The following is a 19,671-nucleotide window of genomic DNA, read 5'->3' as shown; positions in this document are numbered from 1 at the left end:
ACACATGGCACAACGGAAAGGCCGCCCCATGGGCGGCCTTTCTTCTTGCAGGACCGGGATGCCCGGCTGCGCGCTCACTGCGCGGTGATGTCCTCTGGCGCCAGCCGGCGCACCACCTTGCCGGCCTCGTCCAGGAACTCGACTGCGGCAGCGCCGTCGGCGGCCACCCTCAGCACCAGCCGGACCCTGCCCTCGGCGTCCTTCAGGGACAGCAGGGAGGAGCGCTCATGGTCCTTGCCCAGAAACACGCGCTGGACATGGGCCGGCCCGCCGGCAAGTTCGACTTGGCGTTTCTGCCTCTCGTCCGCCGGCAATGCGTTCAGCTCCTCCAGGTGCTCGACCACCGGCTCGACCGATCCATCGGGCTGGTCCAGCACCGTGACTCCCGCCCAGCGGATGCCATCCCTTTCGTACTGACCGAACGTGGCTACCTGGTCCTGCTCGTACTGGTCGAAGGAAAAATGCCCTCCTGCACGGGGCTTTCCATCCGGACCGCGCGAGCCACCGAAGACCAGGCCACCGTTCTCCGTGCCCTCATCGTTGTAGAACAGCATGCCGGCGACCTCGCGCGGATGGCGGTGCTCCTCGCCGCGGAAGATCCAGCCCGGGAAACGCGTCCGGTTCGATACGACCAGGCGCAGCGTGCCGTCCGGCTCGCGCACGTTGATGCGTTGCACGTCGATCTCCTCGAAGCTGGCACGCTTGCCCGGCGCAGCCGCGCCAGTCAGCAGGAAGGCACATACGGCCACCGTCAACGCCCCTGAATAGGCCAGCAGCCAGCGCATCGCGGTGCTCTGCTTCATGTCGTCCTCTCCATAGACGCCGCACGATCACGGCGCGGGTGAAGTTACCACCGGATTGCGCACCGACAGCGCCTGTGGACCATCCATGCAGACGGCCAGCCAAACACACCAGGTGAAAGGATCGCGGACGCGGCGCAGGTGCGTGACTTCGTCGCCGGATATGCGCGGGCTGGGCTCGCGCCTATGTTCGCCGAAACGGAAAGGCCGCCCATGGGCGGCCTTTGTTCCTGTCGCGCCGGGATGCTCAGGCCTGGGGCAACTGGCCCACCACCTTGCCGTCTGCATCGAGGGCCTCGACCCGCGGCACGTCGTTGGCATCGACGCCGATGCGGATGCGCGGCCGCCCGCTGGTATCGGTGATCTCCAGCGAGGCATCGCGGTTGCGGTTGGACAGCATGATCCGCGACACGCCCTCGGTGGTCTGGATATCGCCCCCGGCGTACGGCAGTCGGTCGGCGATGGCCAGGCCCGCCATCCAGCTGCTTCCGTCCGCGCTCTCGGACTTCATGATGCCGATGCCGTCGGTGGGCTGGTGGTTGAAGTCGAAGATGGTCCCGGCCATGCGCTGGCCTCCGGGACTGGTCATGGTGGCCAGGCCGCCGGTTTCCACGCCGTCGGCATCGTAGAAGACCATGCCGGCGGCGTTGCGGATGCTGCGCGCATGAACCTTGCCGCGCACCACCGGATCCGGGAAACGCTCGCTGTTGGCAATCACCAGCCGCGTGCGGCCGTTACCATCGACCACGTTGATCCGCTCGACGCTGCTCTCGCCGAAGGCCTGCGGCGCGGCCGCCGTCCTGGCCGTGGCACGGGCATCCGGCAGCAACCATTGCACGGCCAGCAGGCCCCACGCTCCGACGACCAGCGACCACAGCACCAGGTTCGAGCTCGGCACGTTTGCACTTTCCTTGGACATACGGGCTCCTGCCTTGACGGCATGCAGTGGAAGGACTCGGGAAAGACCGGCCGGCGCCCGCGGCACCGGCCGGCGGCGGTGGCCTTCAGACCACCGGGTTGCGTACCAGCAGGTGCTTGGCCAGCCAGCCGTGGAAGCGGCCGACCAGGCGCGCCAGGTGCAGGGTCACGAACAGCAGCAGCACGCCGACCACGAACGCCAGCAGCGATCCGGGCAGGTTGTCGGCCAGGGAAAAGTGCAGCCCCTCCAGGTAGATGCCCGGGCCATGCCACCAGCCGAACATCGCCGCCACCGGCGCCACCACCAGCGAGATGCTGATCGCCAGCAGGGTCACGGTGAAGCTGAAGTACGCCACGCCCAGCGGCAGCATCGCCAGCAGGTAGGCCATCGCGGTCCAGGTGCGGCCGTCGGTGAACAGCTCGCCGATGCGCGTCAGCCAGGGCTTGTCGCGCTGGGTGTACAGCGGCCGCCGCGGCATGCGCACGCCCAGCAGCACCTCGACGATGCGTCCTTCCACCAGCGACAGCAGCCGCACCGAAAGCAGGAACAGCAGCAGCAGCGGCACGCCGATGATCAGCACCAGCAGGCCGAGCGAGGTGCTCGCGCCGGTGACCACCCAGCTGAAATAGAACACGCCGGTGGCCAGCGACAGCAGCATGTAGAACAGCGCGCCGTAGGTGTACGGATCGGCGACCACGCCGAAGAAACGGCCAGGCAGCGAACGCTGCTGGCGCGGGCGCGGCGGACGCAGCGCGCGGTTCACCGTGACCTCGGTCTCGCGGTAGATCTCGGCCACTTCCTCCGGCGCGCCGTAGCTGCCGGCCACCGAAGCGATCACCTCGGCCTCGTCGCGCCCGGCCTGTTCGGCCAGCTCCGAGCGCAGGTATTCCTCGGCGTCGTAGAGGGCGTCCTGGATCATGGCCGGGTCGGCGCCACGCAGCGCCTCGCGCAGCTGCTCCAGGTATTGCGGGATGGTGGTCGGCAGTGGCCGGCCGTGCGTGGCGTTCATGCGGGTACCCCCTCCAGGACGGAATCGACGGAATCTCGGGTGGCGCGCCAGGCGGCGGCCCACTGCGCCAGGACCTCGCGGCCGCCGGCGGTGATGCGGTAGCAGCGGCGCGGCGGACCGGCGTCGGACGGCTCGACGTGGCTGTCCAGCAGGCCGGCCCCTTCCAGGTTGCGCAGCACCGGGTAGAGGGCGCTCTGCTTGCCGGCCAGCACCCCGCCACCGACCTGCTCCAGGCGCTTGGCGATGAGGTAGCCGTACAGCGGCTCGCTCGCCCGGGCCAGGACAGCCAGAAGGGTCAGCGACACGGTCCCGGCGCTGAGCTCCTTCTGGAACTTCTTCAGCTGTGCCTCGGTGTCGGTCATGGATCGCTCCTCGCCTGCTCCTGCAGGCTCGGGCCAATCTATTCTTAAGTTCGGTATAGCGGATGTGCCGATAGTCATCCGGGCCGGCGGACTGGTTCCTGGCGCCCGCCGCGGCCAGAATCCGGGCTTCCTCCCCGCCGGTGACGCCCATGTCCCTGCTGCGCCCCGCCCTGCTCGCCTGCGCCCTGTGCGCCGCCCTCGCCCCCCTCCATGCCCCGGCCCAGCCCCAGGTCCGCGGGATGCAGGAGATCCTCGCGTCGGCCCCGGCGGCCGACTGGCGCGAGCTGGACCCGGAGCGGACCCTGTACATGGACCTGGACAGCGGACGGGTGGTGATCGAACTGGCCCCCGGGTTCGCCCCGGCCCACGTGCGCAACATCCGCACCCTGGCCGGCGAAGGTTTCTGGGACGGAGCCGCGATCTACCGGGTGCAGGACAACTTCGTGGTCCAGTTCGGCGACGCCAACGCCGACGACCCGGCCGGCGCCAGGGACCTCGGCGGCGCCCGTCGCAGGCTGCCGGCGGAGTTCGAGCGCAGTGCCGCGGGACTGGAGTTCACCGAGCTGCCGGACGCGGACGGCTGGGCGCCGCAGGTCGGCTTCGCCGAGGGCTTCCCGGCCGGGCGCGATCCGGTCGCGGGCAAGGCCTGGCTGGCGCACTGCTACGGCATGGTCGGCGCGGGCCGCGACCTGGAGCCGGACAGCAGCGTCGGCGCCGAGCTGTACGTGGTCATCGGCCAGTCGCCACGCCAGCTGGACCGCAACATCACCGTGGTCGGGCGCGTGGTCCAGGGCATGGAACTGCTCAGCGCGCTGCCACGCGGGCCCGAACCGATGGGCTTCCACGAAGACCCGGCCATGCACGTGCCGATCCGTTCGGTGCGCCTCGCCAGCAGCCTGCCGGCCGGCGAGCGCCTGCGCCTGCAGGCCCTGCGCACCGACAGCGCAAGCTTCGCCGAGCTGGTGGAATCGCGCCGCAACCGCCGCGACGCGTTCTACCACCGCCCGGCCGGCCACATCGACCTGTGCAACGTGCCCCTGCCGGTGCGCGTGGCCGCCGAATGACGCTCAGCGGGCGCGCTGGCTGATGGCCACGCTGCCCAGGATGATGGCGCCGGCCACCAGCATGGTCGGCGTCACCGGCGCGCCGAGGAAGATCCAGGCGAACAGCGCGCCGAACAGCGGCACCAGGTAGGTCACGGTGGAAGTGCGCGCCGCGCCGATGCGGTGGATCAGTCCGTAGAAGTAGATGAAGGCCAGTCCGGTGCACAGCACGCCCAGGCCCACGGCCGCGCCCCAGGCCGCCACCGACACGTCCTGCGCCGGCCAGTGGCTGATCGCCAGCGGCAGCAGCAGCACGGCCGAGCAACCCAGGGTCACCGCCGCCGAAGCGGCCGGCGGCAGCCCGACCATGTGCCGCTTCACCAGGTTCAGGCCGATGCCATACAGCAGCGCAGCCGTGGCGCCCGCCAGCACCGCCGGGCCGATGCTCAGCCCCGAGACCTTGGCCGTGGCCAGCACCACCACGCCGATGAAGCCGGTCAGCAACGCCAGCGCGCGGCGGGTGCCGATCTTCTCGCCGAAGGCCAGGTACGCGACCAGCGCGGCGAACAGTACGACCATGGCGTTGCAGATCGCGCCGATCGCCGCCGGCGCGCGCTGTGCCGCCCAGGCGAACAGCAGGAACGGCAGGGCCGAGTTCACCACGCCGATCGCCGCCAGCTTGGGCCAGATGCGCAGCGGGAACCGCGCCCGCGCCAGCCACAGGAACGGCAGCAGGACCAGCGCGCCCAGCGCCAGCCGCAGCTCCACCAGCGCATAGGGGCCGAACTCGGGCGCGGCCACGCGCATGAACAGGAACGAGCCGCCCCACACCGCGCCAAGCGCGAGCAGTTCCAGCGGCGTGCGCCAGTCGCGGCCCGCATCCGCCGGTGCAACGGGTGGGGATGCGGCAGCGCCAGCATCCAGGCATTGCTTGGAGCCATCCATCGGGTATCTCCTCGGGTATCGGAACGGCCGTCCGGGCGCCGACGCGGCGCCACGGCCTGGGGACGATGCTGCACCGGTGACTGCCACCCTGCTCGCCGTTTCCGGACATGGCAGCGCCGGTTCGATGGCGACAGCTTCCGCGTCGCGGCCGATGGCGACAAGCGCGTAGTATCGGTGCGAGCCACAAATCTGGTTCATGCCTCCCATGGTCATCCGCCCTGCCCTGCTGCCGGCCCTGGCGGTGTTCGCCGCCGCGGCGCGACACCAGAACTTTGCCCATGCCGCCGAGGAACTGCACCTGACCGCCAGCGCGGTCAGCCACCACGTACGCAAGCTGGAATCGCTGCTGGGTTCGACCCTGTTCCAGCGCCACGCACGCGGCGTCACCCTGACGCCCGAGGGCCGGCAGCTGGCCGACGCGGCGACCGCGGCGCTGGCGGATGTCTCGGCGGTGGCCGGCAACCTCAGGCCCGACGCAGGCACCCGGCTGCTGAAGATCAGCACCGTGCATTCGCTGGTGCACTGCTGGCTGCTGCCGCGCCTGCCGCAGTTCTGCGCAGCGCATCCGGACATCCGCCTGGAGATCGACACCACGCCGGTGTTCGCGCGCTTCGACGAAGGCGGGCCGGACCTGGCCATCCGCTACGGGCCCGGCCAGTGGCCCGGGCTGGTGGCGCACCACCTGATGGACGATGCGATGTTCCCGGTCGCTTCGCCGCGCCTGGCCGGCGTGGCCGGGATCAGCGAACCGCGCCAGATCGCCGCCTTGCCGCTGATCTCCGACCTCACCCAGCAGGGCTGGCGCGACTGGTTCCGCGCCGCCGGCGTGCGCGGGCTGGAGCTGCCGGCGATGCACAGTTTCAGCGACAGCTCCGACGCCATGCGCGCGGCCGCGTTCGGCATCGGCGCGGCCCTGGCCCGCCGCCACCTGGCCCTGGACTGGCTGCAACGCGGCGAACTGGTGCGGCTGCCAGGTCCGGTGATGAAGGCGCGCTTCGCCTACTACGCGGTCTACCCGGCGCACCGGCCGCTGTCCCCGGCCGCGTCGCGGTTCATCGACTGGATCAAGCAGCAGGCCCAGCAAGCCCCGTGGGCCGATGCACCCGGGCGTCGCCCGGCGCGCTCCCGCCGCCGGGCCTGAGCCGGGCCGCATTCCTCACCCGGCGTTGAAACCGGCGTGGCTAGGCTCGCTGCCACACACGAGGAGAGCCGCCATGCCCCTGCTTCGCCTACGCATCATCGGCAGCCCGGACGACCTGCGCGCCGTCGCCGACCTCCTGCAGAGCATCGAGGGCATCGAGCACGTCGAGGAAGTCGCGGACCTGATGCCCAGGCTGGACGACGAGGACTCCAGCTCGGCGGGACTGTCCGACGACATCGGCCCCGGCGCGCACGACCTGGAGGTCGAGGCCCCGAACGACTACACCGCCCGCCGGGTGCGCGCGGCGGTGGAGGAACTTTCGGTGCGCATGGGCTTGGTGGTCGAGTTCGAGGCCGGGGAGGAATAGCCTCCCCGGCGCACCCTTGCGCCTACAGCCTGGCGCCGTCGAAGTGGACCACCTTGAGGGTGGCCAGGTCGACCTCGGGCAGGCAGCGTACGTTGACTGCCACGGTCGGGGTGCCGTCCGGCGCATCCCCCTCGCCGAACGGGGCGATGCCGCAGTTCGGGCAGAAGTGGTGGCGGATGTGCCTGCGGTTGAACAGGTAGGTCCCCATCTGCCCGCGCGGCGTGGACAGCTTCAACGCGCTGGCCGGCAGGAACCACATCAGCGCGCCGCGGCGGCGGCACATGGAGCAGTTGCAGTCGACCACCTGGCCGATCTCGCCTTCCACGGTGAAGGCGATGCCGCCGCAATGGCAGCTTCCCTGGTATTTCATGGCTCCCCTCCTGGATGATCCCGGGGCCAGCCTATGCCCCGCGGGCCGCCAAGCCAAATGACAGGGGCAAAGCGGGCGCCGATGGGCCTATGCTGGCCGCTTTCACCACACCCTGCGAAGCCCATGACCCCGATGCTGCGTCCCTGCCTGCTCGCCATCGCCCTGCTCTCCGCGCTGGGCGCCTGCCAGAAGACCGAAGCCCCGGACCACGGCGCCACGCCCGCCGCCACCGCCCAGAGCCCGGCCGATGCCGCCTTCGCCGGACTGTCCCAGCGCGCGCTGGATACCTGGATGCGGCTGTCCCCGGTCAGCGCGACCCAGATCGGCGACCACCGCTACGACGCGGAGATCGACGACCTGTCCGCCGAGGGCCGCCGCCAGGCGCTGGAGGCCACCCGCGCCCTGCTGGCCGAACTCGATGCACTCGACACCACCACGCTGTCGCGCGAGAACCAGGTCGACGCGGCGATCCTGCGCAACCAGTTGGAGTACGACATCTGGAGCGCCGAGGTGTTCCAGGCCTGGGCATGGGACCCGCAGGTGTACAGCGGCCTTGCCGGCAGCGCGATCTACGGGCTGATGGCGCGCGACTTCGCGCCGCTGCCGGAGCGTCTGAAGTCCGCCACCGCGCGGATGCAGAAGATCCCCGCGCTGCTGGAACAGGCCCGCGCCAACCTCGACCCGGCCCGGGTGCCAAAGATCCATGCCGAGACCGTGGCCCGCCAGAACGCAGGCCTGCTCGGCCTGGTGGATACCTTCGTCACCCCGTCGCTGGACCAGCTGGAAGCCGGCGACCGCCAGGCTGCCGAGGCGGCGATCGAAGGCCTGCGCGCGGCCGTGGCCGAACACCAGCAATGGCTGGACAAGACCCTGGTGCCGAACGCGAAGGGCGACTTCCGCATCGGCGCGGACCTGTACGACCGCAAGCTGCAGTTCGCCCTGCTGTCCTCGCTGTCGCGCGCCGAGATCAAGCAGCGCGCCGAGGCCGAGCTGGCCCGCGTGCGCGACGAGATGTACGGCATCGCCCGCGACGTTCTTTCGGGCCGCGCGGATGCGCCCGCGCTGCCGGACTCGCCTGCCCCCGAACAGCAGCAGGCGGCGATCGAGGCCGCCCTGGAGCTGGCCTATGCCGAACGCCCGGCGCGCGACCGTGTGGTCCCCGACGCCGAGGCGGCGCTGGCCCAGGCCACCGAGTTCGTGCGGCAGAAGGACCTGGTCACCCTGCCGGATGCCCCGGTGGAAATCATCGAGATGCCGGAGTTCCAGCGCGGCGTGGCGGTGGCCTACTGCGACTCGCCCGGCCCGCTGGACAAGCACCTCAAGACCTTCTACGCGGTCTCGCCGATCCCGGACGAATGGACCGAGGAGCAGGTCGACTCGTTCCTGCGCGAATACAACTCGCGCATGATCCACCTGCTGAGCATCCACGAGGGCACGCCCGGCCACTACCTGGAAGGCTGGCACTCGGCGCGCCATCCCTCGACCCTGCGCGCGGTGATGCGCTCGGGCATGTTCGCCGAGGGCTGGGCGGTCTACACCGAGAAGGTCATGGCCGACGCCGGCTACCTCGACAACGACCCGCTGTTCCGCCTGGTGCAGCTGAAGTTCTACCTGCGCACCATCGCCAACGCGATCCTGGACCAGGGCGTGCACGTGGACGGCTGGAGCCGCGAGCAGGCCATGGACCTGATGGTGCGCCAGACCTTCCAGCAGGAACGCGAGGCTGCGGGCAAGTGGGTGCGCGCCCAGCTCACCTCCGCGCAGCTGCCGACGTACTTCGTCGGCGTGCAGGAGCACTTCGACATGCGCAAGGCGGTGGAACAGCAGCGCGGCGAAGCCTTTCAGGCCAAGGCCTACCACGACCAGGTCCTGTCCTACGGCGCGCCGCCGGTGCGCTTCGTGCGCCAGCTGATCCTGGACGAGCCGATCGAGTAAGACCGGGATTGGTGATTGGTGATTGGTGATTCGTGATTCGCAAGAGCGGTCACGACCCCGGCCTCACCGGGACGACGGGCGCGGATGCGTAGGATGCGTAGCCCGGGTAAGCGAAGCGCACCCGGGGCCGACGCGCCTGCCGAGAATGCTATGCGCCAACGTCGGCAACGGCCATGGACGGCCGCGCTAACGAGATCGCACGGGAGGTGCGCCCGGGCGGCCGTGCCCCTGGTTGCATCCGGGATTCGCAAAAGCGCCCGTCACCTGGCGTTTGCCGGCACGACGTGCTTGCGCTGCGCGTGCCGGCGACTTGGATGCGTAGCCCGGGTAAGCGAAGCGCACCCGGGGCCGACGCGCCTGCCGAAAACGCGATGCGCCAAGTGTGTGCTGGCAACGGCCATCGATGGCACTAGCGTGGTCGCACGGGAAGGTGCGCCCGGGCGGCTGGGACACCTGGTTGCATCCGGGATTCGCAAAAGCGCCCGTCACCTGGCGTTTGCCGGCACGACGTGCTTGCGCTGCGCGTGCCGGCGACTTGGATGCGTAGCCCGGGTAAGCGAAGCGCACCCGGGGCCGACGCGCCTGCCGAAAACGCGATGCGCCAAGTGTGTCCTGGCAACGGCCATGGACAGCCGCGCTAGCGTGGTCGCACATGGAGGCACGCGCGCACCGCCGGGACCCTGGTTGCATCCGGGATTCGGGCGCCGGGCGCTGCGGGAGGCGGGCGGCGCGGCCTAGAATCGGCCAATCCTCCAAACATGGATCCCGGCCATGCCCCGTTCCCTGTCGCTGCACCTGTCCTGCCTGCTCGCGCTGGGCCTGGCCGCGTCCGCACCCGCGCCGGTACGCGCCGCCGATGAGGTCGCGCAGGTCGCCGGGGCGCAGGCCGCGAGCCTCGACCCGGCGCAGCTTTCCGCATTCGTGGAGCGGGTGCGCGATCGCTTCGAGGTGCCGGGCATCGCGGTGGCCGTGGTCAAGGATGGCCAGGTCCTGTTCGAAGGCGGCTGGGGCGTGCGCGAGATGGGCAAGGCCGGTCCGGTGGATGCCCATACCCAGTTCGCCATCGCCTCCAACACCAAGGCCTTCACCGCGGCGGCGCTGGCCGTGCTGGTGGACGAGGGCCGGCTGTCCTGGGACGACAGGGTCACCGACCACCTGCCGTGGTTCCGCATGTCCGATCCCTACGTGACCGCGGACATGAAGGTGCGCGACCTGCTCACGCATCGCAGCGGCCTGGGCCTGGGCGCGGGCGACCTGCTGTTCTGGCCGGGCAGCACCTACGACACCGCCGAAGTGGTGCGGCGCCTGGCCCATGTGCCGCTGAAGACCGGCTTCCGCGAGCGCTACGCCTACGACAACATCCTCTACGCGGCGGCGACCCTGGTGATCGAGCAGGCCAGCGGGCAGTCGTTCGCGGACTTCCTGCAGGAGCGCTTCCTCGACCCGCTGGGCATGGCCGACACCCGCGCCAATGCCGACGCCCTGCGTCCGGGCGACCGCGCCGCCACCGGCCATGCCAGGGCCGACTTCACCACCCTGCGCCCGACCTTCGACGTGACCTGGCACAACGCATCAGGCGCCGGTGGCCTCTACTCGAGCGCGCACGACATGGCGCGCTGGGTGAACGCGCAGCTGGCCGGCGGTCGCTACACCGATGCCGATGGCCGCGGGCAGGCGCTGTTCTCGCCGGAGCGGCAGAAGGAGATGTGGTCGCTCCACTCGCCGATGGACATCAGCGAGCCTCCGGTGCCGGAGCTGGCGGCGACGAAGCCGGACTTCCTCGGCTATGGCCTGGGCTGGTTCCTGTCGACCTATCGCGACCACAAGCTGGTCTGGCATTCCGGTGGCTGGCCGGGCCACGTCTCGCGCGTGACCCTGGTGCCGGAGCTGGGCCTGGGGGTGGTGGTGCTGACCAACCAGGAATCCGGCCCCGCGTTCAACGCCATCACCATGCACGTGCTCGATGCCTTCATCCAGCCGGCGGAACGCAACGACTGGGTGGCGGCCTATGCCGCAGGCGCGGACAAGTCCCGCCGGCGCGCCGAGGAGGCCTGGAAAAAGCGCGTGCAGGCGCGCAATGCGCGCAGCAAGCCCTCCTTGCCGCTGTCCGGCTATGCCGGCACCTACCGCGACCGCTGGTATGGAGACGTGCACGTCACCCTGGAGAACGGCCGCCTGGGCATGCGCTTCGGTGCCAGCCCGCTGCTGGTCGGCCGCCTCGAGCACTGGCAGCACGACACCTTCCTGGCGAAGTGGGACGAGCGCACGCTCAACGGCGATGCCTTCGTGACCTTCAGCCTGGACGCCGACGGCAAGGTGCGCGAGGCGCGGATGGAAGCGGCCTCCGAGCTCACCGATTTCAGCTTCGATTTCCAGGACCTGGTCCTGGAGCCGGTCGAGTAAGCCGCCGGCACGCGCAGCGCCAGCGCCGACGTGCCGGCAACGCCGGGCGACGGCGCTTTTGCGAGTCCCGGCAGGCGCGTCGGCCCCGGGTGCGCTTCGCTTACCCGGGCTACGCATCCAAGTCGCCGGCACGCGCAGCGCAAGCACGTCGTGCCGGCAAACGCCAGGTGACGGGCGCTTTTGCCATGCACCCGCGGCACGGCGGCTCCGCTAGGATCCGTGTTCCCCCAGCCCGGCCGCCGCCATGTCCGACCTGTTCGATCCCGCGCCCGCCACGCCCGGCGCTCCCCGCATCCACGTCGGTATCGGCGGCTGGACCTACGCCCCCTGGCGCGGCGGCGTGTTCTACCCGGAGAAGCTGGTGCAGCGGCGCGAGCTGGAATACGCCAGCCGCCATGTCACCGCGATCGAGATCAACGGCACCTACTACGGCGCGCAGAAGCCGGACACCTATGCCCGCTGGCGCGACGAAACCCCGCCCGGCTTCGTGTTCACCGCCAAGGCGCCGAAGCGGATCATGGCCAGCCGCCGCCTCGCCGGCACCGGCGCGCAGGTGGAGGACTTCGTCGGCGGCATCGCCACCCTGGGCGACCGCCTGGGCGCGATCCTGTGGCAGTTCGACCGCGGGCAGAGCCCGTCGCTGGATGCGCTGGGCGATTTCCTCGCCCTGCTCCCGCGCCAGGCCGGCGACCTCCCGCTGCGCCACGCGCTGGAACTACGGCATGCGGCCCTGTTCACCCCGCAATTGCTGGACCTGCTGCGCGGCCACGGCATCGCCCTGGTCTCGGCCGCCTCCGACGAGCATCCGTCCTTCGGCGACATCACTGCCGACTTCACCTATGCACGGATCATGCAGGCCCGCGCCGGGCTGCCACAGGGCTACACCGGCGCCGAGCTGGATGCCTGGGCCGCGCGCGCCAGGGACTGGAGCGAGGGCCGCGATCCGGACGACCTGCCGCATGTCGGCCCGCTGCTGCCCCCGGGCCAGCCACGCGAGGCCTTCGTGTTCTTCATCGCGGCGGCCAAGGAACGCAACCCGGCCGCGGCCCAGGCCCTGCTGCAGCGCCTGTCCGCGGCCTGAGGCCGCCCGTCGCCGCAGCGGCGGCCGCCGCTGCCCGGCGTGCGTGGTCCGTGCGAGGATGCGCGCCCATGAGCCACGCCGCACCCGCACGCCGCCCCGTTCCCACCCGCCATGCCCTGGCCCTGCTCGCCGCCTATGCGGTGGTCTGGATCGCACTGGCGATCGACCCCAGCTACCGCGAGGACTGGGCGCTGGAGAACGCACTGGTGGTGGTCGCGGTGGCGGCGCTGCCGTTCGTGTGGCGGCGCATGCCCCTGGCCTGGCCCAGCTGCATCGGCCTGTTCGCGTTCGGGGTGCTGCACGCGGTCGGCGCGCACTACACCTACGCCGAAGTGCCGTACGACGCATTCTTCCAGCGCAACTTCGGCTTCTCGGTCGACGCCCTGTTCGGGTTCCAGCGCAATACCTACGACCGGCTGGTGCACTTCAGCTACGGCCTGCTGCTGGCCCCGGTCTGCGTGCAGCTGCTGGAGCGGGTGGCCCCGCCGCGCGGACCGTGGCGCTACGTGCTGCCGGTGTCCTTCATCATGTCGCACGCGCTGCTGTTCGAGATCTTCGAATGGCTCGCCGCCAGCGTGTTCGGCGGCGACCTCGGCCAGGCCTACCTGGGCACCCAGGGCGACGAGTGGGACGCACAGAAGGACATGCTGCTGGCGATGCTCGGCGCCATGGTCTCGGTGGCCGCGCTGGGCCTGGCCGGCTGGCTGGCGCCGGGCCGTCCGACCGCCAATCCATGACTTCGGCGACGGGCGCCGGGCGCGCTGCCGGGCGATAATGCGCCATGCCGATGAACCCCCATACCCGTGCCCTGCTGCAGGTGCACTTCTGCGTGCTGCTGTGGGGCTTCACCGCCATCCTCGGCAAGCTGATCGAACTGCCGGCGCTGCCCCTGGTGTGGTGGCGCATGCTGATCGTGGTCGCCGCCCTGGCCCTGCTGCCACGGGTCTGGCGCGGCCTACGCACCCTGACGCCGCGGCTGGCCGCCGGCTACGCCGGCATCGGCGTGCTGGTGGGCCTGCACTGGCTGACCTTCTACGGCGCGATCAAGCTGGCCAACGCCTCCGTGGCCGCCACCTGCATCGCCCTGGCGCCGGTGTTCACCGCGGTGATCGAGCCGTGGGTCGCACGCCGCCCATTCCGCCTGCGCGAGCTGGTCCTGGGCGTGGCGGTGCTGCCGGGCGTGGCCCTGGTGGTGGGCGGGGTGCCGGACGGCATGCGCGCGGGCGTCGCCGTGGGCGCGGTGTCGGCCCTGCTGGTGGCGATGTTCGGTTCGCTCAACAAGCGCCTGGTCGACCACGCCGATCCCCTCACCGTCACCGCGCTGGAACTGGGCGCCGGCACCCTGGCCCTGACCGCCCTGGCGCCGTTGATGCCACTGCTGCTGCCGGCGTTCGCCGGCGAGCTGCTGGCCCTGCCCGGCCCGCGCGATGGCGGGCTGCTGCTCCTGCTGGCCCTGGCCTGCACCCTGCTGCCGTTCGCGCTGGCGCTGATGGCGCTGCGCCAGCTCAGCGCCTACGCGGTGCAGCTGATCACCAACCTCGAACCGGTGTACGCGATCGTGCTGGCCGCGCTGCTGCTGGGCGAGCAGCGCGAGCTCAGCGGCCAGTTCTACCTGGGCGTGGCCATCGTGCTTGGCGCGGTGTTCCTGGACCCGCTGCTGTCACGCCGGCGCGCCCCCGCGGCGGCTACGGCGCCGGACGCCGCGCGGCAGCTGGTCGACTGACTCAGGAAGCCAGTTCGACCCGGTTGCGGCCGCCGAGCTTGGCACGGTAAAGCGCCGCGTCGGCGCGCGACAGGGCAGCTCCGGGCTCCTCGCCGGGACGCCACTGGGCGACGCCGATGCTGGCGGTCACCCCGCCGCAGTCCTGCATGACCGCCAGCGCGCGACACAACATCCGGCAATGTTCGTGGGCATGCTCCAGGTCGGCGCCAGGCAACAGCAGCGCGAACTCCTCGCCACCGTAGCGCGCCGCCAGGCCCACGCCTTTCATCTTCTCGTCCAGCGCCTGCGAGACCCGCACCAGCACGCGATCGCCCTCGCCGTGCCCCAGCGAATCGTTGACCCGCTTGAAGTGGTCCAGGTCCACGATCGCCACCGACAACGGCGTGCCCTCCTGTTCGGCACGCTCCAGCGCCGCGCCCAGCACTTCGCCGTAGCCGCGGCGGTTCGCCAGGCCGGTCAGCGGATCGGTGCGGGTCTGCCGCGCCAGGTCGGCGTTCTGTGCCTCCAGCAGTTCCGAATAGTGCAGCAGCCGCCGCTCGTACCAGGCGCATTCGTTGACGTACAGGTTGAGCGCCTCGGTGGTGCGGCGCAGTTCGATCAGGAAGCCGGCCTGGCGGGCCAGCGCCTGCAGCGCGCGCATTTCGGCCTCGCCCAGCGGGCGCGGCCGGGTGTCGAACACGCACAGGCTGCCCAGCGCGTGGCCCTCGGCATCCAGCAGCGGCACGCCCGCGTAGAAGCGGATGCCCATCTCGCCGGTGACCAGCGGGTTGTGTTCGAAGCGCGGGTCGCGGGTCGCATCCTCCACCACCAGGACGCGCTGCGGATCGAGGATGGTGTGCGCGCAGAAGGCGACGTCGCGCGGCGTTTCGCAGGCGTTGAATCCATGTTGCGCCTTGAACCACTGGCGCTCGGCGTCGACCAGGGAGACCGCCGCCATCGATGCGCCGGTCACCGCCACCGCAAGCGCGACCAGGTCGTCGAAGGACTGCTCCCGCGGCGTATCCAGCAGGCGCGAGGCGCGCAGCGCCGCCAGCCGCTCGGCCTCGTTGTCCGGGCGCGCCGGACGTGGAGCTACCGCGGGCAGGTCCGCGCTCACCAGTCCGTGAACTGCGGGAGCAGGCCCCGCAGTTCCTCCAGGGTCAGGTTGCGCCACTGCCCGGGCTTGAGCGCGCCGAGCTTGATGTTGTCGATGCGCACGCGGCGCAGCTGGGTGACGCGGTAACCGAAGGCCGCGGCCATCAACCGGATCTGCCGGTTCAGGCCCTGCCGCAGCACGATGCGGAAGCCGAACTTGGCGATGCGGCTGGCCCGGCACGGCAGGGTCATCTGCCCGTGCACCATCACGCCGCGGGACATGCCGCGCAGGAACTCGTCGGTCACCGGTTTGTTCACCGCCACCAGGTACTCCTTCTGGTGCCCGTTCTCGGCGCGCAGGATCTCGTTGACGATATCGCCGTTGCTGGTCAGCAGTATCAGGCCTTCCGAGTCCTTGTCCAGGCGGCCGATCGGGAAGATGCGCTGCTCGTGGCCAACGAAGTCCACGATGTTCCCCTTGACCGAGCTTTCGGTGGTGCAGGTGATGCCGACCGGCTTGTTCAGGGCGATGTAGACGTGGCGGCGCTTGCCCGGCTTGGCTGCACGGGCATTCAGCGGCTGCCCGTCGATCCGGACCTCGTCGCCCTCGCCCACCACCGCGCCGACCCCGGCCGGCTGGCCGTTGACGGTCACCCGGCGCTCGGCGATCAGGCGATCGGCCTCGCGGCGCGAACAGAAGCCGGTTCCGGCGATGTGTTTGTTGAGGCGGATGGCTTCTTCGGTCATGGCGGCATTATCCGCTGCCCGGGCCACCTCCGCCGCGCCCGGCGCAGCGGAGTTCAGCAGGTCGCCAGCTGCACCTGGTCGCGCCCGGACCGCTTGGCCACGTACATGGCCCCGTCCGCCCGCCGCAGCAGGGCCGCGGCGTCGGCGTCGCTGGCCTGGAGCGAGGCCACGCCGATGCTGGCCGTCAGCACCAGGCCATCCAGCCGCAGCCCGCTGCCCTGCGCGGCCAGGCGTCCGCGCAGGGCCTCCATGCGCTGCACGGCGGCATGCGCGCCTACCCCGGGCAACAGCACCAGGAATTCCTCGCCGCCCATGCGCGCGGCCTCGACCGGGCCGCGGACCGCCCCGCGCAGGGCCTCCGCCGCGGCCATGAGCACGCGATCCCCCGCCTCGTGGCCGTACTCGTCGTTGATCGACTTGAAGTGGTCGATGTCGACGAACGCCACGCTCAGCGGCGCGCCATGATGCCGTGCGCGCGCGAACAGCTCGTCCAGCCGGCGCAACCCGGCGCGGCGGTTCGGCAGCCCGGTCAGGGAATCGGTCTCGGCCAGCTGCTGCATCTCGTCGCGCTGGCGGCGCAGCCGACCCAGGCGCAGGTTGAGGGCGTAGGCGCTCACGGCCAGGAACCAGGTGATCGACAGCTGGATCGCCTCGACCCGGTACTCGAGCAACAGGCGGCTTCCGGCCCGTTCGAGCACGGCAATGGCCGCGAAGGGCGCCATCGCCGCCAGCGCGGGGATCGCGCCGTACTGGTGGTGCCAGAGCCGTTGCAGCGCCCAGCCGAGGATCGCCAGGTAGACCAGGCGGAAGGCCAGCTCGACACCCACCGCGGTCGACGACAGCCAGGCCTCCGGGGCCAGCAGCGCGAAGACCGTGGCGGCCAGCCAGCTCACGAACGTGGCCAGCACCATCCGCCGTCGCACCAGCGCATCGAGCCCGGGGCCGGCCACCAGCAGCCACATGCCGCACAGCATCGCGCCCAGGCCCGCGCAGGAGAGGCCGACGAACCAGCGCTGCTCATGCCCGACCACCGGCAGCCAGGGTTCGGGATAGCCGACCAGGCCGCTGAGCATGCCCTGCCAGACCACCGACAGCGCGCACAGCAGCGCGTAGCCGAGGAAGGTCCAGTCGCGTGAGCCGGGATAGGCCATCAGCGCGGTCGCGGCCAACACCAGGGCGACCGCCAGGCAGGCGGTGCGGACCACCAGCCGCAGGGTATCGACGTGCTGCACCTCGCTCGGCGCCCCCACCCGGATGGTCGGGATCCAGCCGGGCTTGAGCGGCGGCGACCAGTAGGCCACCACCGGTTCCTGGCTGCCCGCCTGCGGCACGATCACCATGCCGACCCCGGCACGGAAACGCGAATCGCGCGTGCGCGCGTCATGCATGTGTCCGCACAGCACGCGCCCGGCATACTCCAGCCGCACCTCGCCGCCGAACACGTTGAACACGCTCACGGCCTGCGGCACGCCGGGCCAGCCGCCCGGCGGCGGACGCACCTCGGCCCGGGCCCCGGGCAACGGTGCATCGGCCGGACATTCGCGGAGCTGTGGAGGCTCGGTCGTGGCCTGGCCGGTCACCAGGTAGGCATCGGTGGGCCAACGCGCCGCGCGCCCGGTGAACCCGACCACGACGACCACGATTGCCAGGACGGCAAGCAGCGCCACTCCGAACCTGGGCCAGGTCCATCGGGGGAGCCGCGGACGGCTCGGGGGTGTCCGCTGCGGGTTCACGGGGCAATGATACGAGGCCGCAGGGCCCGCTGCCCGTACTGGATGGCGGCATCACGCCGTGCCCGGCGCGATGCCGCGAGGCTCAGCCGCGCGGGCGCGGCGGCCCCTTCCGGTGCGGCGCCCTGGCCGCCCGCGGACCGGGACGCGGCCCGCCCGGGCGGAAACGCCCGCGCGCCGGCGGCGCGTCCGCCGAGGGGGCATGGCTGCCGTCCCAGCGGGTGATGCGCAGCTGCTGCCCGACCACCCAGGCCTTCTGCAGGTGGTTCATGATCTCCGGCGGCATGCCGGCCGGCAGGTCGAGGATCGAATGGTCCTCGTGGATGTCGATGCGCCCGATGTAGCGCGCCTCCAGCCCGGCCTCGTTGGCGATCGCGCCGACGATGTTGCCCGGCTTGACCCCGTGCACGTGCCCGACCTCGACCCGGTAGGTCTCCATGCCCGGCTGCGGCGCTTCGCGCGGCGGCTTGGGCGCACGCGGGGCGCGCGGGGCGAAGTCGTCGTCGCGGCCGCGCGGCAGACGCGGGCCACGCTCGCGCTCCTCGAACGCGCGCGGCTCGCGGGCCGGGCGCGGCTCGCGCGGGGCCGGCTCGTCGCGGGCCTCCAGCAGCAGCGGCACGTCGCCCTGCAGCAGGCGCGCCAGGGCGGCGGCGATCTCGGCCGCGCCCACGTCGTGCTCGGTCGCATAGCGGTCGACCAGCTCGCGGTATTCCTCCAGGCCACCGGCCTCCAGGGCACTGCTGATGCGCTCGAAGAACCGCGCCACGCGGCGGTCGTTGACCGCCTGCACGGTCGGCAGGCGCATCTCCTCGATCGGCTGCCGGGTGGCGCGCTCGATCGCGCGCAGCATGCCCTTCTCGCGCGGGGTGACGAACAGGATCGCCTCGCCGCTGCGCCCGGCGCGGCCGGTGCGGCCGATGCGGTGGACGTAGCTCTCGGTGTCGTACGGGATGTCGTAGTTGAGGACGTGGCTGATGCACTCCACGTCCAGGCCGCGCGCGGCCACGTCGGTGGCCACCAGCACGTCCAGGCGGCCGTCCTTGAGCTGCTGGATGGTGCGCTCGCGCTGCTGCTGCTGCATGTCGCCGTTGATGGCGGCCGCGGCCACGCCACGCGCCTGCAGCTTGTTGGCCAGCTCCTCGGTGGCGGCCTTGGTGCGCGCGAACACGATCATCGCGTCGAACGGCTCGGCCTCCAGGATCCGGGTCAGCGCGTCGAGCTTGTGCATGCCGCTGACGAACCAGTAACGCTGGCGGATGTTCGCCGAGGTGGTCGTCCTGGCCGCGATGGTCACCTCGACCGGATCGCGCAGGTAGGTCTGGGCGATGCGCCGGATCGGCGGCGGCATGGTCGCCGAGAACAGCGCCACCTGGCGCTCTTCGGGGACCTTCTGCAACACGGCCTCGACGTCGTCGATGAAGCCCATGCGCAGCATCTCGTCGGCCTCGTCCAGCACCAGGCTCCTGAGCCCGGACAGGTCGAGGGTGCCGCGCTCGAGGTGGTCGATGACGCGGCCGGGGGTACCGACGACCACGTGCACGCCGCGACGCAGCGCGTGCAGCTGCGGGCCATAGCCCTGGCCGCCGTAGATCGGCAGCACCTGGAAGCCCGGCATCTGCACCGCGTAGCGCTGGAACGCCTCGGCGACCTGGATGGCCAGCTCGCGGGTCGGCGCCAGCACCAGGGCCTGGGGCCGGGCCAGCTTCAGGTCCAGGTGCGACAGGACCGGCAGGGCGAACGCCGCGGTCTTGCCGGTGCCGGTCTGGGCGGTGCCCAGCACGTCGCGACCGGACAGCAGTGCCGGGATGGTCGCGGCCTGGATCGGCGACGGGGTTTCGTAGCCGACCTCGGTCAGGGCGGCCAGCAAAGGCTGGGGAAGGCCGAGGTCGCCGAAGCTCGGCGCGGCAGGGGTTTCTTGGTCGGGGGAAGACATCCGGGACTCCGGCGGCGGCGCCTGGGGGCGCGGCGGGGGTACATGAAAGTTGACCATTGTGCGCTGCAACGCGAGGTTTGTCGCCTCGC

Annotated in this window: 18 protein-coding genes; 8 read left to right on the top strand and 10 right to left on the bottom strand. The window is 71.3% G+C overall.

Going from position 1 to position 19,671, the window contains the following annotated elements; genetic code table 11:
• Positions 1–74 precede the first annotated feature (74 nt).
• The 4 genes from CSC68_RS07015 to CSC68_RS07000 form a co-directional block, all read right to left on the bottom strand.
• Positions 75–803, bottom strand: coding sequence for a hypothetical protein (locus tag CSC68_RS07015; protein ID WP_162202805.1), 729 nt, complete (start codon positions 801–803; stop codon positions 75–77).
• Positions 804–1,047: 244 nt separating this feature from the next.
• On the bottom strand, positions 1,048–1,719 hold the full coding sequence (locus CSC68_RS07010; protein ID WP_162202804.1) for a hypothetical protein: 672 nt from the start codon (positions 1,717–1,719) through the stop codon (positions 1,048–1,050).
• Positions 1,720–1,804: 85 nt separating this feature from the next.
• Complete coding sequence (locus CSC68_RS07005; protein WP_162202803.1) at positions 1,805–2,728, bottom strand: sensor domain-containing protein; 924 nt, start codon at positions 2,726–2,728, stop codon at positions 1,805–1,807.
• Complete coding sequence (locus CSC68_RS07000) at positions 2,725–3,090, bottom strand: PadR family transcriptional regulator (protein WP_162202802.1); 366 nt, start codon at positions 3,088–3,090, stop codon at positions 2,725–2,727. Before CSC68_RS07000 ends, CSC68_RS07005 begins: the two co-directional genes overlap by 4 nt.
• Before the next feature lie 149 nt (positions 3,091–3,239).
• On the opposite strand from CSC68_RS07000, the gene CSC68_RS06995 reads away from it, so the two are divergent.
• Positions 3,240–4,154 carry a peptidylprolyl isomerase gene (locus CSC68_RS06995; RefSeq protein WP_162202801.1) on the top strand — a complete coding sequence of 305 codons (915 nt, stop codon included), beginning with the start codon at positions 3,240–3,242 and terminating at the stop codon, positions 4,152–4,154.
• A gap of 3 nt (positions 4,155–4,157) precedes the next feature.
• On the opposite strand, the gene CSC68_RS06990 is transcribed toward CSC68_RS06995, so the two are convergent.
• A complete protein-coding gene (locus CSC68_RS06990; RefSeq protein ID WP_246193474.1) occupies positions 4,158–5,078 on the bottom strand; it encodes a DMT family transporter in 921 nt (306 codons plus the stop codon).
• 205 nt (positions 5,079–5,283) lie between these two features.
• On the opposite strand from CSC68_RS06990, the gene CSC68_RS06985 reads away from it, so the two are divergent.
• Together CSC68_RS06985 and CSC68_RS06980 are read left to right on the top strand one after the other, a co-directional pair.
• The gene (locus tag CSC68_RS06985) at positions 5,284–6,219 is read left to right on the top strand and encodes a LysR substrate-binding domain-containing protein (RefSeq protein WP_162202837.1); all 936 of its coding nucleotides are present in this window, start codon (positions 5,284–5,286) and stop codon (positions 6,217–6,219) included.
• A gap of 73 nt (positions 6,220–6,292) precedes the next feature.
• The gene (locus CSC68_RS06980; RefSeq protein WP_162202800.1) at positions 6,293–6,586 is read left to right on the top strand and encodes a hypothetical protein; all 294 of its coding nucleotides are present in this window, start codon (positions 6,293–6,295) and stop codon (positions 6,584–6,586) included.
• A 22-nt stretch (positions 6,587–6,608) separates the two neighbouring features.
• Here CSC68_RS06980 and CSC68_RS06975 read toward each other — a convergent pair whose 3' ends face one another.
• Entirely contained in the window at positions 6,609–6,956 is a 348-nt protein-coding gene (locus CSC68_RS06975) for a GFA family protein (protein ID WP_162202799.1), read from the bottom strand.
• A gap of 135 nt (positions 6,957–7,091) precedes the next feature.
• Here CSC68_RS06975 and CSC68_RS06970 point away from each other — a divergent pair, with 135 nt between their 5' ends.
• The 5 genes from CSC68_RS06970 to CSC68_RS06950 all read left to right on the top strand — a co-directional run bounded on the left by CSC68_RS06970 (position 7,092) and on the right by CSC68_RS06950 (position 14,098).
• A complete protein-coding gene (locus tag CSC68_RS06970) occupies positions 7,092–8,891 on the top strand; it encodes a DUF885 domain-containing protein (RefSeq protein WP_162202836.1) in 1,800 nt (599 codons plus the stop codon).
• A gap of 771 nt (positions 8,892–9,662) precedes the next feature.
• A complete protein-coding gene (locus tag CSC68_RS06965; protein ID WP_162202798.1) occupies positions 9,663–11,294 on the top strand; it encodes a serine hydrolase in 1,632 nt (543 codons plus the stop codon).
• A gap of 244 nt (positions 11,295–11,538) precedes the next feature.
• Entirely contained in the window at positions 11,539–12,375 is an 837-nt protein-coding gene (locus CSC68_RS06960; protein ID WP_162202797.1) for a DUF72 domain-containing protein, read from the top strand.
• A gap of 68 nt (positions 12,376–12,443) precedes the next feature.
• Complete coding sequence (locus tag CSC68_RS06955; protein ID WP_162202796.1) at positions 12,444–13,112, top strand: DUF2238 domain-containing protein; 669 nt, start codon at positions 12,444–12,446, stop codon at positions 13,110–13,112.
• Positions 13,113–13,156: 44 nt separating this feature from the next.
• Positions 13,157–14,098 (top strand): DMT family transporter, encoded by a 942-nt coding sequence (locus CSC68_RS06950; RefSeq protein ID WP_162202795.1) that lies wholly within the window; start codon positions 13,157–13,159, stop codon positions 14,096–14,098.
• A 1-nt stretch (position 14,099) separates the two neighbouring features.
• Here CSC68_RS06950 and CSC68_RS06945 read toward each other — a convergent pair whose 3' ends face one another.
• From CSC68_RS06945 to CSC68_RS06930, 4 genes are all read right to left on the bottom strand, one after another.
• Positions 14,100–15,197 carry a sensor domain-containing diguanylate cyclase gene (locus tag CSC68_RS06945; protein WP_162202835.1) on the bottom strand — a complete coding sequence of 366 codons (1,098 nt, stop codon included), beginning with the start codon at positions 15,195–15,197 and terminating at the stop codon, positions 14,100–14,102.
• Positions 15,191–15,919 (bottom strand): pseudouridine synthase, encoded by a 729-nt coding sequence (locus tag CSC68_RS06940; RefSeq protein ID WP_162202794.1) that lies wholly within the window; start codon positions 15,917–15,919, stop codon positions 15,191–15,193. The genes CSC68_RS06945 and CSC68_RS06940 overlap by 7 nt, the downstream gene beginning before the upstream one ends.
• Before the next feature lie 53 nt (positions 15,920–15,972).
• Positions 15,973–17,586 (bottom strand): GGDEF domain-containing protein, encoded by a 1,614-nt coding sequence (locus CSC68_RS06935; protein ID WP_162202793.1) that lies wholly within the window; start codon positions 17,584–17,586, stop codon positions 15,973–15,975.
• 148 nt (positions 17,587–17,734) lie between these two features.
• Positions 17,735–19,582 carry a DEAD/DEAH box helicase gene (locus tag CSC68_RS06930; RefSeq protein ID WP_162202792.1) on the bottom strand — a complete coding sequence of 616 codons (1,848 nt, stop codon included), beginning with the start codon at positions 19,580–19,582 and terminating at the stop codon, positions 17,735–17,737.
• Positions 19,583–19,671: the final 89 nt, after the last annotated feature.

Source organism: Pseudoxanthomonas suwonensis (genome assembly GCF_010093235.1).
Lineage (GTDB): Bacteria > Pseudomonadota > Gammaproteobacteria > Xanthomonadales > Xanthomonadaceae > Pseudoxanthomonas > Pseudoxanthomonas suwonensis.
This window is presented reverse-complemented; position numbering and strand designations above follow the sequence as displayed.